This window comes from Paenibacillus shunpengii (assembly GCF_042684905.1).
In the GTDB taxonomy this organism is placed as follows: Bacteria; Bacillota; Bacilli; order Paenibacillales; family Paenibacillaceae; genus Paenibacillus; species Paenibacillus shunpengii.
Map to the genome: position 1 here is coordinate 292049 of NZ_JBHUMJ010000004.1, position 14813 is coordinate 306861.

A 14813-nucleotide genomic window follows, 5' to 3' on the forward strand; every position below is an offset into this window, starting at 1 on the left:
AATGTGCCGCTTGTCGAATTACCGTCCGGAGCTGTCCAGATGAACAGGAATAGCAGGTTGAAATTACCATGAGCTATTGCAGGATTAGTCTGGTACCGGGTTGAAATCCCGTTATGTCAATGAAGTGAAAGTGCCTATCTTTTTATTTGTAGAGCAGGCACTTTAATTAGGGTGGTAACGCGAGAGCTCCTTCTCGTCCCTTGGGATGAGAAGGAGCTTTTTGTGTCCAAATAGGATCGAACATATTATAGGGGGTACGTTTAGGATGAAATGGGAAGAACTCAGCAAGACTCAGCAGGAGGAAGTGAGCCGTCAGCTGGATGTGATATCAAGAGGAGTATCCGAAATTGTTCCGGAAGAGGATTTGAAGCAGAAGATCATGAAATCGGTAGTCAGCGGAGTACCGTTACAAGTGAAGCTTGGAATGGATCCGTCCGCGCCTGATTTGCATATTGGCCATACTGTAGTTATGCACAAGCTGCGTCAATTCCAGGATCTGGGACATGAAGTGCAGCTGATCATCGGGGACTTTACGGGCAGAATTGGCGACCCGACAGGGAAATCCGAGACACGGAAGCAATTGAGTGAGGAAGACGTTATACGCAACGCAGAGACATACAAGAAGCAGCTGTTCAAAATTCTGGATCCGAACAAAACAAAAGTATACAACAACTCCGATTGGCTTGCGCCGATGAACTTCTCTCAAGTTGTTAATCTGGCTGCCAAGGTAACGGTTGCCCGGATGATGGAGCGTGACGATTTCACGAAACGTTTCCAGAGCGGTCAGCCAATCAGCATTCATGAATTTTTCTACCCGCTTATGCAAGGTACGGATTCTGTCGTTCTAAAGAGTGATATTGAGCTTGGCGGTACGGATCAGAAGTTCAATCTCCTGATGGGACGTACTTTGCAAAAAGAAAATGGAGACGAAGCGCAGGCGACCATCATGCTTCCGCTTCTAGAAGGTCTGGACGGGGTTCAGAAGATGAGTAAGAGCCTTGGCAACTACATTGGTATCGACGAGGAGCCGAACGAAATTTACGGCAAATCGATGTCTGTTCCCGATGAGCTTATGCTGAAATACTACACGCTGGCTACCGATCTGAGTACAGAGGAACTGAAGGCGTTGGAGCAAGGTGTTGAAGACGGCAGTGTTCATCCGCGCGACGCAAAGATGAAGCTTGCTTACACCTTTGTCCGCATGTACCACGGGGAAGAAGCAGCTGAGGCAGCTCAGCAGCACTTTGTGACTGTATTCCAGCAGCGTGCACTGCCGGACGATATTGCAGAAGTCGTGATTCCTGCCGAATCGCTCGAGAATGGAACTATACGTCTGATCAGCCTGCTTACGACGCTCGGATTCGCTGCTTCTAACGGTGAAGCGAAACGAAGCATTCAGCAGGGCGCAGTCAAAATTAATGAAGAAAAGTGGGGCGATCCGAACAGTGAGTACACCCCGCAGGATGGCGATATCGTACAGGTCGGTAAACGTAAGTTTGCCAAAATCAAACTGTAAAGTATTATGAGCTTCGTTATAAGCTTTAGATAGTAAAAGAGTGCCTTTAGGTCATATGAGGTCAGTTCCTATGACTTGACAGGCACTCTTTTTTTATGTTTACAGGCAACTAAAAAATCCCCCGAAAGCAAGCTTTCGAGGGATGTGTTCTCCAGTTAAATATTAACGGTTGTAGAACTCGACGATTTGCTTCTCATCGATATCTTGAGAAAGCTCAGCGCGTTCTGGAAGACGGATGTACTTGCCTTCAAGAGCTGCTTCGTTGTACTCAAGGTAAGATGGAAGATGTGTACGGTTTTCCAAAGCTTCTTTAATAGAGGAAAGACCGCGGCTTCTTTCACGAAGACCGATTACATCGCCAATGCTTACTGCGTAAGAAGCGATATCTACTTTTTTACCGTTAACAGTCACATGACCGTGAGCTACCAGCTGACGTGCACCTGCACGAGAGTTGGAGAAACCAAGACGGTAAACGAGGTTATCAAGACGGCTTTCCAGCAGGAACATGAAGTTCTCACCGGCAATACCTTGCATTTTTTGTGCTTTTGCAAACAAAGTACGGAATTGCTTTTCACCCAAGCCGTACATATGACGCAATTTTTGCTTTTCTTGAAGCTGCATACCGTAGTTGCTGATTTTTCTGCGTTGGTTAGGACCATGTTGACCCGGAGGGAAGTTGCGTTTCAATTCTTTACCAGTTCCGCTCAGGGAAATGCCGAGACGGCGACTCAATTTAAATTTAGGACCAGTGTAACGTGCCATTGTTATAGTAACTCCTTTTATAATAAATTTCATATGATGGGGCTCTATTTGCGCCGCTAATTGTATCGCAAGCCTTATAAGGCAATACATTTCTAATCCAGAAAGTTCAGCCGCTGTCCGGATAGCTACAATAAGCTGTGAGGGTGACACAACGTTACGCCCAAATTTAAAGACCATATCGGTCTTATTCAACAATATATATTATATTAAATGTACGAGCGAAGTCAAGAAGATGTGGTCATGAAGCTATAAAAAGAGAACATCCATAATTTGTCTGAAATTGTCGATAGGACTTATTACCTAAAAAAATAGGACAAATTTCTCTTAAACTCCGTGCAAATTGCAATGAAAGAGGGTAAAATAGATTTGTATCTTAATTTTAAGCATTCGAGTACATTAATACAAAGATGACTATCTAGTCTTGGTTTGTGCAAAGGAGTGCCGCTTTTATGACAGAACACCTTCATAAATCTGCTTACAAGATGGAAGATCTCTTGCTGGAGGGACCTAAGCCGGAGAAATATAATCGAAACTCTAGTGATAGCTCCAACGATCTCCATATAGAGCAACATTGGCTGGAATTTTTGGACGTCAACGTATTTGATACAGAGCACATCGAACGGATCCTTAAGGATGCTTTTGAGGAATGGCGAATTCAAATGCTGACGATCCCTTCCTTTAATGAAGCCATTTTTTCTATATGGAGCGGAAGTGGTACATGTCTTGCTGTCCAAGGTGAAGGATTCTCTTCTGTAAAGAAAGCGGCTCAGCAGAAGATTCAACAAATCCTAGCAGAGCGAATGGGGCATTCCGTGGCTTCGGAGGCGATCATCGAGCATAACTTGTCAGAAGCGGAAGATTACAGTTTGTTTACTCTTCCTCTGTATTCCCGGAGCGAGCAGAAACAATTAGGTTTTTTATGTATTGCGGTCATGCAGGAACGGGTGACAGAGGGATTTGCAGACTTGCTCTTATCCTCCAAGTATCACTATCAATCTTGTTTTTACCGGCGGTTTGAACATCTATTTCTAGCGGATATGCTTCATATCCACAAGCTGTCTGATAATGAGAACCGGCGCAGATCCATCCTCCTTCAAATCGTCCAGCGAATGCAGGAGAAGATGGATGTGAGCGCAGTGCTGGAAGAGGTGTTCGACAGTGTTGCTTTTCTTTTTCCTGCGGTAAATCTCACGCTCTATATGTCACAGGACGGCGGCATGGATGACCCGAGAGTTAAGCCGTTATATCTGCATGGAGATAACAGCTCTGTATGTGTTCGTGCCTTTACGGAGGAACGGATTATTACCCAGCCTTCCACACGGCATCAATATGAGATCGGTATTCCTTTCAGAGGCAAACAAGGGACTTATGGTGTGTTTCATATCGAAGGCAATCAGGAATGGATTGAAGATGTAGATCTGAAGCTGATTACCATGATGGCGGACACAGCGGGGACTGCGTATGAGAATGCCAAGCTGCATGAACAATCCGGTACACTCATTCAAGAACTGCGGATGATAGATGAGCTGACCAAACGTCTGAACCGGAGTCTGCAGCTCACGGATATATATGAGTATGCAGTTCAGCAGCTGATTCGCATATTCAAGGCTCAATCCTGCTGTATTCTCAAGCTGAACCCGGAAGACCAACGCTTCCATGTAATGTTCTCCAATGTTGCTGCACTCCGGAACGAGACTTTTTCCTTATCGGGAATCAGCGGGCAAGTATACAAGAGCGGAGAACCTTTTATATTGTTTAATTATGAGAACTACAATGGTCCAAGCTCCTTCTTCATGGAGACAACAGGCTCTATGTCGATGATGGCGGTTCCTTTGAGAATCAGCGGACAGGTAGAAGGCACAGTGCTTGTAGCACATCAGAAGAAGCAATATTTCTCTTATAACAACTTCCGATTTCTGGATATGCTTGCCGTTCATATTGGACTGGCTGTTACGAATGCAACACTGCACGCTGAAGTGAAGCGGCTGGCGACCGTTGATGCACTGACTGGACTGTACGTCAGACATTATGTAGACCGTATGATTGAGGAACGACAGAGCACAGATTTTTGCGGCTCCCTTATCATCATTGATATTGATCAATTCAAACAAGTTAACGACAGCTACGGTCATCAGGTGGGAGATGCCGTTCTCAAGCAAGTAGGGAATATTATTCGAGAGTCGGCTGGACCCAATGATCTCTGTGCGCGATGGGGAGGAGAAGAGATTGCAATTTATTTGCCTCAGGTAAGCAGTGAGCAGGCCAAAATGATCGCAGAAACGATCCGGCAGCGGGTACCCGAATCGACGACTCCTTCCATCACGGTATCGATAGGTATCGGGGAATGGTGCTGGCTTGATGATCAGGTAAGCCTGGAATCTCTTTTTTATCGTGCGGACATGGCGCTCTATGCGGCCAAAAATGGCGGCAGAAATCGGATTGTAGTCGAACATAAAATGATTGACCGATAACAAACATTCGCTGGGGTAGTATTACGGCGGATGTTTTTTTATTTGGCTGCACTGGATATAAGCACTGTTCAACGGGAAACCTAACAACCGACGATACTATATAGCCTGAAGGGCAGTGACTTATTATGCGAAGATTGAGATTACGCACTATTCTAATATCGATTGTGACTTTATCGCTATTCAGCATGAGCGGATGCGGGATGTTCAACAATTCCCTTGATCCTGAAGAGACATTTCATCGAGCTCTTTCGGGACTAGCTGGTAAGGAGGAAATGACCTTTGAAGGCCATGCAGGACTTAGAACTTCAGCGCAGGGCGAGTTTAACCAGCATTTTGAATATAAAGGGACATTATCTAACCATAACAAGCTGGTCGTAACAAGTCAGGAATACAAGGGCCGTTTGGAGACGAGCAGCAGCAATAAGGCAGAGACAGACTCTCATCCTGTCAATATGGAGCGAAAGGCCGGGATGTGGAGAATGTCGGATCGTATGGAGGACAGCTCTTATGGGGGCTTGACCCGGCTGAACCCGGTAGAACAGCTGGAGAAGATCGGTAATATGAAAGGAAAGGCATTCAGCAATGAGTCAGGAGCCCCTCGGGGAACGCAGATGATTCGAATTGAGCTTGCTGAAGATGAAGCCAGTCAATGGATAGCCGATCAACTGAAGAAAGAAATGCAGATGCTTCATGATGAGCTGCCTGAGCTTGCAAACCAGGTAGACAGCAGCAAACGGCGGCAATGTATGAAGGAGCTGGAAAGAATATGGAATGAGGAGAATGATGAACTTAACCAAAGAGTGAAGAATATAACCGTCAAATCGGTTTATCATCTTACCGTAAATAAGCAATCCAGCTTACCGATCAGACTCTCCTCGGAGAATGAAGTCACTGATAAGAATAATAAGAAAGAGAAAGAAATGCTCATTACAGATATTTATTTCAGTAAGTATCACTAAGCATCACTAAGCAAAGTATACAGTTGAAAACCAGGTTGGCTGAAGGGGCTGCCCCAAATAGATACCCCAAAACACAAAGGGGTGCTACAATAGAAATGAACCAACTTGAAGGAGGAGCAAGACAATGAAAGATCCTAGAATTCAGAAGCTGGCGCAAAATTTGGTGAACTATTCAGTGAACGTACAGCCAGGCGAAAATGTATTAGTAGAAATGATCGGTTCTGAGCGAGATCTCATCAACGCGATTATTGAAGAGGTCGGTAAAGCAGGCGGAAATGCTTTCGTTCAGCTTACAGATAAGACTGTTCAACGTGCAATGCTCAAGAATGCTACCGAAGAGATGCTGAAGACCTGGGCAGAGATTGATTTGAAGCGTATGGAGCTGATGGATTGTTACATAGGGATCCGAGCCGGCGAGAATGCGAACGACCTGTCTGATGTACCTGAGGACAAAATGAAAATGTATAACTCACTCTACTCGCATCCCGTACATAGTGAAGAGCGTGTTAAACGTACCAAATGGGTCGTCCTGCGCTATCCGAACGCAAGTATGGCTCAGCTGGCCAATACGAGCACAGAAGCTTTTGAAGACTTTTATTTTGATGTATGCAACCTGGATTATGCCAAAATGGATAAAGCTCAAGATCCGCTGGCAGATCTTATGCGCAAGACGGACAAGGTTCGGATTACCGGTCCGGGAACAGATCTTACTTTCTCAATCAAATCTATTGGTGCAGAAAAATGTGCAGGGGAGAAAAACATCCCTGACGGGGAAGTTTACAGTGCCCCAGTGCGTAATTCTGTGAATGGGACGATCAGCTACAACACACCGACTCTATATAATGGCATTACTTTTGAGAACATCAAATTCCGATTTGAAAATGGGAAGATTGTGGAAGCAACGAGCAATGACACGAAGCGTCTGAATGAAATCCTAGATTCGGATGAAGGAGCACGTTATATTGGGGAGTTTGCGATCGGCTTCAATCCGCATATTTTGCATCCAATGAAAGATATTTTGTTTGATGAAAAAATTGCAGGAAGTCTTCATTTTACACCAGGTCAGGCATATGATGTTACAGACAACGGAAATACGTCATCCATCCATTGGGACCTTGTTCTGATTCAGCGTCCTGAGTATGGCGGTGGTGAAATCTACTTTGATGATGTTCTTATTCGCAAGGACGGATTGTTTGTCATTCCAGAACTGGAAGGTTTGAATCCGGAAAATCTCGTTTAATGGATGTAATGGAAAAATCAGTTGCTAAGAAAGCGGATTCAAGGTATCATAAAGCTGGTTATATTACATTAGAGATCTGATATTAGACGGAGGGATTCCTATGTCGAGTAACAATGCAGCGGTTGTAGATATTGCTCAAACTGCGAGTAAGTTCACTTCTTCTATCGTACTTCACTCAGACAGCAAGTACATTGATGTAAAAAGCATTCTTGGATTATTTACTACGTTAGTAGGCAATAAAACGTATGAACTTCATGTTCATGGACCGGATGCCGATGAAGCGAAACGTGAAATCTCTGAAGTCTTTGCTAAGCATGGTTTGACGGTGGTAATAGCAGCCGAATAACAGCTTATGCAGCGATTGAAAGCACCTTTACCTTGATGGTAAAGGTGCTTTTTTTAGCAGGTTCTTGTCTTGAGCGTGGTTTTCGTCTAATATTAATGATATATTGTCGTACAAGATTCTGGACATAGGGGGGAAGAGTGCATGACTTCATCAAATCTGCAAGAACAACTGAATTCCAAAGCGATGAGTCTTCTTGAAGAAGATGCAGATAAAATAAAAAAGCTTATTCAAGTACAGATGGAGAACCTGGCAACACGTTACTGCCCTCTCTATGAGGAAGTATTAGATACTCAAGTATTTGGTTTCTCCAAAGAAGTTGATTTTGCTGTTCGTGCAGGACTTCTTCCAGCGGAAACAGGCAAGCAGCTGGTGAATAACCTTGAACGTAATTTAGCCGTTCTCTATGAAGCGCTGAATAATAAAGGGAATCTGGAGTAAGCGCAAGGTCATTTATAGAAGCATGCATGGAGAGATGCATGCTTTTTTCGTATGTTTTTTGACTGACTGAAGCGCTCAGATAAGAAAAAAGGAGACGCCGAGAATACAATATACCGCCATGAGAAGCAGTCCCTCATACCAGTTCGTGGAACCGTCCTGCGTGATGGATTTGGATATGAACACGGCAACTGCAATGGCAGCAAGTTCAATAGTGGTGAAAACGATATCCATTGTATTACCGGAGAAGAAGCTCACAAATACGAGAATGGGAGCAACGAACAAGGCGATCTGCAGGCTGCTGCCAACGGCAATTTCTACAGCTGCGCCTATTTTGTTCTTCATGGCAAGCAGGACAGCAGCACTATGCTCGGCGGCATTTCCGATAATGGCGACAAGAAAGGCTCCTACGAATACTTCACTGAAACCGAATTGAGTCGTAAGCGACTCCAGCGTTCCGACAAGCCATTCACTGACAAAGGCAACCATTACGGTAGCAGCAATAAGATAGATAATCGAACGTGTCTTGGACCATTTGGGCTTTTCACCATGATCGGGCTCAGCACCGTCCGAGTAATCCGTCAGAAGGTCCTTATGAGTGATCATGGAGAACAGAATCCAGGCCAGATAGGACACAATCAGGATGCCGGCCACGAGCAAGCTTAAAGTTTTCGTCTGATTTTCTGTAATTGTATGGGTGTTAAGAAAGACGGCAGGGACGAACAAGGCGATAACGGCAACGGTCATGAGAGAGCCGTTCATCCCGGCGAGCGATTCATTAAAGCTCTGTGTTTTGTATTTCAACCCCCCAAGGAATATGCTGAGTCCAAGCACGAGCAGAAGATTCCCGATGATAGAGCCGGTCAAGCTTGCTTTTACCATATCATATAGACCTTCCCGCACGAGGAAAATCGCAATGATGAGCTCTGCAGCATTTCCGAATGTTGCATTGAGAAATCCGCCGAGCCGCTCCCCTGCATAGTGCGCCACGCTTTCGGTTGCTTTTCCTAAAAAAGCAGCTACGAAGATGACGGCAATCGAAGATAGGATAAACTGTATAAGCGGATCAAGGTGCAGAAAATGTGCTGCAGCGCTTAAACAGAAGGTAAGGATGAGCAGGATTGAAGTCAATTTGTTCATAAAGATCGCCCCCTGATAGAACAGAAACATACTTGTTATAATATCCCCTCATTCAACTAAAATATGAGCAGGCTTTACTATGTAAGTGATGAGATATATAGATTTGCTTTTTAGGGGTGAAAGGCTTTAAAATATGGGTAATGAAGCCAAAGGAGGATTCGGCATGGCAGAGCAGCTCGAAATCGAAACAGGCAACATTCGTATATCTAATGATGTTGTAGCTAAAATTGCTGGTCTTGCGGCACTCGAAACTCCGGGAATTGCAGCAATGTCCGGAGGGTTGTCCGAAGGCTGGGCCAAGCGCCTCAGCGGTAAGAATGTACAGAAGGGCGTAACCGTGGAGGTTGGATCCACAGAGGCGGCAATTGATCTAAGAATTATCGTCTTGTATGAAACACCAATTCACGAGGTGTCCCGGATGCTTCAGCAGAACGTACGTGTAGCCGTAGAGAGCATGACAGGACTGCGGGTAGTTGAAGTGAATGTGAAAGTTGAAGGCGTGTCATTCAAGGGAGATGAGCAGTAAGTCTGTTACAGGTAATGAAACGGCAGATTACTGGTCTTGTGCAATGGAATCGGATAATGACAAAAAAAAGGACGGTTTGGTCAAATGACCAAACTGTCCTTTTGTCGTTATTACAACACTTACTTCGAAGTTGTTCTCTTCTGGGTTTTGCGATTAACGAGAGCAGGTGAGGTGCGCTGCTCCTCTGTTATGGTGCGAACAGACTTGACTCTTTCCTGGGGCTGATCAAGACTATTCTCTCGGGAGATACTGAGCATAATACCAATGCTGGCCATCGTAATCAGTAGCGACGTACCTCCATAACTGATGAATGGAAGGGTAACTCCAGTTACAGGGATAGTCTGTGTTACCCCGCCGATATTAATGAAGGCCTGGATGGCGATTAACCCCATAATACCGACGCCGACTAGAGTCCCGAAGGAGTCCTTGCAGCGAAGTGCAATAATAAAGCCGCGCCAGATAAAGTAGACATAAACCCCAAGGAACAATATCGTTCCGATCAGACCTAACTCCTCTCCGATAACGGCAAATATAAAGTCATTAAAGGCATTCGGTAAATAGTGCAGCTTAATCACGCCTTGACCAATGCCAGTCCCCGTCAGCCCGCCTTGTCCAATTGCAGTCAAGGAGTGAAGCAGGTTGTAGGATGAATTCGTAGGATCAGAGAACGGGTTCAGGAATGATGTAAACCGGGCGAGCTGATAACCGCCGGAATTGCCGGATGTATTGCCTGTCATTAAGTCGATAAGATATTTTGCCCCAATGACAATGCCCGCTCCGACAACTAAGAGTCCAATTGAACCCATGATATGCTTCATACTGGCGCCGCCTGCATAGATAATAAGGCCGCAGGTAGCGACTAGAATGAAGGTTGTACCAAAGTCAGGCTGCAGCATGATCAGTCCGGCGACAAAGCCGACAATAATCATGACCGGAATATAGCCGGTTCGTAAATCACGGAACCGTTCGCCCTTCTTGGTAATCAGCGCGGATAAATACAGAATGAGAGAAATCTTGGCAATTTCAGAAGGCTGAAGATTAATTGGCCCTAGAGAGAACCAGCTCTTCGCGTTGTTAATTTCCGCACCTACAACTAACACAGCTAACAGTAATATGACAGTTAGGAGAAACAATGGTATATATAATTGCTTGTACTTTGCAAAAGGAATGTTCATGGCAACAAACATGCCAATAACTCCGAGGATCGCAAAGACCACTTGTCGCTTGGTGAAATAAAGAGCATCATTGTTGTAATCTTCTGAGACGAGGGCTATGCTTGCGCTCGAGCTGTAAACCATGATCAATCCAAAGCCTACTAATAACAAGGTGAGGATGAGTAACTGAAAATCAGGCATACCTCTTCGCACACGCCTTGTTCCTTTTGTCTTCATAGGCTGTTCCTGATTACGCTTCAAGCAATTCCTTGAGCTGCTTAATCTTCTCATTAGCAAGGCTCATCACTGGAGCAGGAATTTCACTTTCGTACTCCAGCCCGTGAGGAAAAGTTGCTCTTCCGATATATACAGCTTCTACAGATAAAATAGTGTCAGGTTTCTCTAGCTTGCCCTCGATTACACGCGTATTGATTCGTAAGAAATATTCATTTTTTGATTTGCTGTCTTCGATTTTGTAGTCGTATGTAGCGCGGTAGTATTCCCATTGCCAACGAACAAAGCCGGCCTTTTCCGCGCTTTCATCTAAGTATGCAAGATCGCTTCTGAGACCGTCCAAGCCCGTGTTCTCAAATATCATAGAAGATGAACCCTCCTTATACAATGCTCCTTTGTGTTCACAAATATCATGATAGTATGTTTCCTCAGCATGTGCAAGCTTTCCATAACCTGCCATTTCATATCGTTTAAGCATAATTTCTGATACAATGATAGGAAAACATTAGAAGGGGTGGAGGGCGTTTTATGAGAGAGCGCAGTTTAGATGAGTGGCTTGACCAAATGATTGTGTGGAGACGTTATCTTCACCAGAATCCAGAACTTTCCTTTCATGAAGTGAATACATCCAGGTTTATTGCCGAACAGCTTGAATCCTTTGGTATTAAGGTTATGAAAAATGTAGGTGGACATGGTGTGATCGGCATCCTGCAAACGAACGTACCTGGGCCTGTCGTTATGCTTCGAGCAGATATGGATGCACTCCCTATTCAGGATGAGAAGGAGACCGCTTATAAGTCTCAAGTGGACGGAGCAATGCATGCCTGCGGACATGATGGACATATGGCAACCCTGCTGGGTACTGCGGCATATATGAGCGAACATATAGAGGATTTCATTGGTGAGGTGCGGTTTCTGTTCCAACCTGCCGAGGAGCTTCTTCCTGGAGGAGCAGCAAAAGTGATAGCAGACGGGGCATTAGCGGATGTCGATGTTATTTACGGTATTCATTTATGGACACCCATTCCGCTCGGCACATATGCCAGCACTCCTGGGGCGATGATGGCCGCTGCGGATGACTTTTATATAGAACTAACAGGTAAAGGCGGACATGGGGGGATGCCCCATAACAGTATTGACAGCATTGTAGCCGGGGCTTCACTTGTGCTCCAGATGCAAAGTGTTGTCAGCCGTTCGGTGGATCCGCTTCAGCCTGCTGTATTAACAATAGGGACAATTAAAGGCGGTTCTGCACAAAATGTAATTGCAGAGAACTTTACGATCAGCGGTACGGTTCGCACATTTGATGCCGAGACGCGTTCTATAATGAAAGATCGTGTTCATCAGCTTACGGAGCAGGTGGCTTCTGCATATGGAGCCACCTACAACATCAATTATGTGATGGGATACCCGCCTGTCGTTAATGATGACAAGGAAGCGGCCCGTTTTTTTGATACAGCGACGAAGGCATTTGGTGCAGAGCGAGTGCGTGTAACGCCAAAACTGATGCCGGCTGAGGATTTTGCTTATTATTTGCAGGAGATTCCAGGCTGCTTCATGTTTGTGGGTGCAGGCAGCGATAATACCGGAGCGATCTATTCGCATCATCATCCCAAGTTTGATTTTGACGAGCAGGCGATGCTCGATGCCATGCAATTATTCATACAAATGACAAAAAGCTATGCTGAGGAGTATATTACATCAACCGTGCATGCATAATGTTTAATAAGTTGAATCAATTTCATAATACCTTTGGCTAGTTCGGGTTAACCTAATGATGAAATGCAAGGCTTAAATTTCATGATTAGGAGGTCTTCGGATGACAAAAAAAATGGTGTCTGAAGTGATGTCTACCGGTGTAGCGACGGTTTCAGCAGATAAACATATCTATGATATAGCCGTGATGATGAAGGATCAGGATACAGGCTTTATTCCGATTGTAGAAACGGAGAACAGCTCTAAGCTGGTGGGTGTCGTAACAGACCGCGATCTTGTGCTCCGAGGGTACGCGGGCAAGCATTCAGGGTCAACCGGTGTTGAAGAGGTCATGACGAAGAAGGTTCATACCGTGACGAAGGATACCACAGCAGATGAAGCAGCTGAGCTGATGGCTAAATACCAGATTCGCAGAATTCCCGTCATCGAAGGGGATCAGCTGATAGGTATCGTCTCTTTGGGTGATTTGGCGGTCACTCATCTGCTTGCTGATAATGCGGGGGAGGCATTGACGCAAATTTCGGAGCATTTACATTGATCCAGCATCCACTTGCATGAAATGTGCCAGAAAAGTTCATTTTCGCCCATGCGAAATTGGACTTTTCTTTCTTTGGAAGGAGAAGAGATATGAACGCAGACAAAGCTTGTATTGTGCAGCGGGATTTTACGATATTACTTGAAACAGGCCATCCAAGCTATGAGACCGCTAGAGAACAAATTGCACCTTATGCGGAACTGGTGAAGAGTCCTCCTGCTTTTCATACATATAAAATGACCCCACTCACCCTGTGGAGTGCAGCTGCAATGGGGTACAGTGCTGACGATATTATAGAGAGCCTTGTGATGGTGTCCAGGTGGAATGTTCCTGCGTCACTGATTCAGGATGTTCGCGGAATTGTAGAAAAGTATGGGAAGTTAAAGCTTCAATCGGATGATGAGACTGGAGAATGCATACTTGTAAGCGAAGAGGCCAAATGGATTGACCAAATTCAGTCACATAAGGCGCTATCCTCGTATTCTTTTGAGCGATTAACCGATACGAAGCTTCTAATACCTGCGAAGGATCGCGGGCTAATTAAACAGCAGCTCATTCGTATCGGATATCCTGTTATGGACCAGGCGGGGTATAAGCATGGAAGTCCACTTGCCTTCTCGTGGAAATCAATAGAGCAGGGCAAGGGGACCCAGGAATTTCAACTTCGGGACTATCAGATGGAAGCGGCAAACGCCTTTGAAGGATCAGACGGACTTGGTGGAAGTGGTGTACTCGTACTCCCTTGTGGCGCGGGCAAGACGATTATCGGAATCGCTGTGATGGAACGATTGCAATGTGAGGTGCTCATTCTGACCTCCAACACGACCTCTGTTAGACAGTGGATCAGGGAGATTAATGAGAAGACGACAATTCCGGAAGCCTCTGTAGGCGAATACTCCGGGCAGACGAAGGAAGTAAGACCCGTTACTGTGGCCACCTATCAAATTATGACTCATCGCAAAAACCAAAATGATGAATTTACACATATGAAATTGTTCGGAGAGCGCAGCTGGGGGCTCATCATATATGATGAGGTGCATTTGCTTCCTGCCCCTGTATTTCGGGCTACAGCTGACATCCAGGCTACGAGAAGACTTGGTCTCACGGCCACTTTGGTCCGGGAGGACGGCTGTGAGCAGGATGTATTTTCACTTATCGGTCCAAAGCGTTATGACATGCCCTGGAAAGAGCTGGAGCTGCAAGGCTGGATTGCTGAGGTGGACTGCAGAGAGATTCGTGTACCTATGGAGGAGGAGCTGAAGCAAAAATACTTGTATGCCGAACCAAGGCAGAAATTTAGACTGGCCTCTGAGAATCCTGCTAAGCTCCCAGTAGTGAAGCGATTGCTTGACAGTCATCCGGATCTGCCGGCACTCATTATTGGTCAATACGTAGGCCAGCTGAAGCTGCTTGCTGAAGAATTACAGGTGCCGATTATAACAGGTGCAACCTCTCAGCAGGAAAGAAACCGCCTGTTTGCCGATTTTCGCAAGAAAAAGATTACTACGCTGATTGTCTCAAAGGTCGCTAACTTTGCTGTCGATCTACCTGATGCTGCGCTTGCGATTGAGGTATCGGGAAGCTATGGCTCAAGACAGGAAGAAGCACAGCGTCTTGGGAGAATTTTGCGTCCCAAGGAAGGGGCTAATAAAGCTTATTTCTATACCTTGGTATCCAAGGATTCAAGAGAACAGGATTTTGCGTTAAAGAGACAAATGTTTCTTATTGAGCAGGGGTATGAATATCATGTAGCCGCTGAGAAGGAGGCCACGCTATAAA

The 14813-nt window shown here is 45.4% G+C and carries 14 protein-coding genes and 1 other annotated feature (1 of these 15 cut by a window edge); of the genes, 10 read left to right on the top strand and 4 right to left on the bottom strand.

Going from position 1 to position 14813, the window contains the following annotated elements; translation table 11 throughout:
- Positions 1–204, top strand: a binding site (T-box leader) (it extends 73 nt beyond the left edge of the window).
- A gap of 61 nt (positions 205–265) precedes the next feature.
- Positions 266–1516 carry a tyrosine--tRNA ligase gene (tyrS, locus tag ACFSVM_RS17720; protein ID WP_379263671.1) on the top strand — a complete coding sequence of 417 codons (1251 nt, stop codon included), beginning with the start codon at positions 266–268 and terminating at the stop codon, positions 1514–1516.
- Between the two features lie 162 nt (positions 1517–1678).
- Here the strand turns inward: tyrS and rpsD are convergent, their stop codons facing one another.
- On the bottom strand, positions 1679–2278 hold the full coding sequence (rpsD, locus tag ACFSVM_RS17725; RefSeq protein WP_076313177.1) for a 30S ribosomal protein S4: 600 nt from the start codon (positions 2276–2278) through the stop codon (positions 1679–1681).
- A gap of 449 nt (positions 2279–2727) precedes the next feature.
- Between rpsD and ACFSVM_RS17730 the strand changes: the two genes are divergently transcribed.
- The 5 genes from ACFSVM_RS17730 (at position 2728) to ACFSVM_RS17750 (ending at position 7732) form a co-directional block, all read left to right on the top strand.
- Entirely contained in the window at positions 2728–4749 is a 2022-nt protein-coding gene (locus tag ACFSVM_RS17730; RefSeq protein WP_090725440.1) for a sensor domain-containing diguanylate cyclase, read from the top strand.
- A gap of 200 nt (positions 4750–4949) precedes the next feature.
- The gene (locus ACFSVM_RS17735; RefSeq protein ID WP_090725442.1) at positions 4950–5708 is read left to right on the top strand and encodes a hypothetical protein; all 759 of its coding nucleotides are present in this window, start codon (positions 4950–4952) and stop codon (positions 5706–5708) included.
- A 124-nt stretch (positions 5709–5832) separates the two neighbouring features.
- Positions 5833–6948, top strand: a complete 1116-nt coding sequence (locus tag ACFSVM_RS17740) for an aminopeptidase (RefSeq protein ID WP_379263675.1) — start codon at positions 5833–5835, stop codon at positions 6946–6948.
- A 100-nt stretch (positions 6949–7048) separates the two neighbouring features.
- Positions 7049–7294 carry an HPr family phosphocarrier protein gene (locus tag ACFSVM_RS17745; protein WP_379263677.1) on the top strand — a complete coding sequence of 82 codons (246 nt, stop codon included), beginning with the start codon at positions 7049–7051 and terminating at the stop codon, positions 7292–7294.
- Between the two features lie 141 nt (positions 7295–7435).
- Positions 7436–7732, top strand: coding sequence for a YlaN family protein (locus ACFSVM_RS17750; RefSeq protein WP_047910937.1), 297 nt, complete (start codon positions 7436–7438; stop codon positions 7730–7732).
- Between the two features lie 75 nt (positions 7733–7807).
- Here ACFSVM_RS17750 and cax read toward each other — a convergent pair whose 3' ends face one another.
- Positions 7808–8869: a calcium/proton exchanger gene (cax, locus tag ACFSVM_RS17755; RefSeq protein WP_090725445.1), complete on the bottom strand. Its 1062-nt coding sequence runs from the start codon at positions 8867–8869 to the stop codon at positions 7808–7810.
- Positions 8870–9032: 163 nt separating this feature from the next.
- Between cax and ACFSVM_RS17760 the strand changes: the two genes are divergently transcribed.
- On the top strand, positions 9033–9395 hold the full coding sequence (locus ACFSVM_RS17760) for an Asp23/Gls24 family envelope stress response protein (RefSeq protein ID WP_047910938.1): 363 nt from the start codon (positions 9033–9035) through the stop codon (positions 9393–9395).
- Positions 9396–9514: 119 nt separating this feature from the next.
- On the opposite strand, the gene ftsW is transcribed toward ACFSVM_RS17760, so the two are convergent.
- Both ftsW and ACFSVM_RS17770 read right to left on the bottom strand, forming a co-directional pair.
- The gene (gene ftsW / locus ACFSVM_RS17765; protein WP_379263680.1) at positions 9515–10786 is read right to left on the bottom strand and encodes a putative lipid II flippase FtsW; all 1272 of its coding nucleotides are present in this window, start codon (positions 10784–10786) and stop codon (positions 9515–9517) included.
- 13 nt (positions 10787–10799) lie between these two features.
- Positions 10800–11147 carry a YugN family protein gene (locus tag ACFSVM_RS17770; RefSeq protein ID WP_076313171.1) on the bottom strand — a complete coding sequence of 116 codons (348 nt, stop codon included), beginning with the start codon at positions 11145–11147 and terminating at the stop codon, positions 10800–10802.
- A 164-nt stretch (positions 11148–11311) separates the two neighbouring features.
- On the opposite strand from ACFSVM_RS17770, the gene ACFSVM_RS17775 reads away from it, so the two are divergent.
- The 3 genes from ACFSVM_RS17775 (at position 11312) to ACFSVM_RS17785 (ending at position 14812) form a co-directional block, all read left to right on the top strand.
- Positions 11312–12502, top strand: a complete 1191-nt coding sequence (locus tag ACFSVM_RS17775; RefSeq protein WP_379263683.1) for a M20 metallopeptidase family protein — start codon at positions 11312–11314, stop codon at positions 12500–12502.
- A 100-nt stretch (positions 12503–12602) separates the two neighbouring features.
- On the top strand, positions 12603–13037 hold the full coding sequence (locus ACFSVM_RS17780) for a CBS domain-containing protein (RefSeq protein ID WP_076313169.1): 435 nt from the start codon (positions 12603–12605) through the stop codon (positions 13035–13037).
- A gap of 89 nt (positions 13038–13126) precedes the next feature.
- Positions 13127–14812 (top strand): DNA repair helicase XPB, encoded by a 1686-nt coding sequence (locus ACFSVM_RS17785; RefSeq protein WP_076313168.1) that lies wholly within the window; start codon positions 13127–13129, stop codon positions 14810–14812.
- The last annotated feature ends 1 nt before the right edge of the window (position 14813 follow it).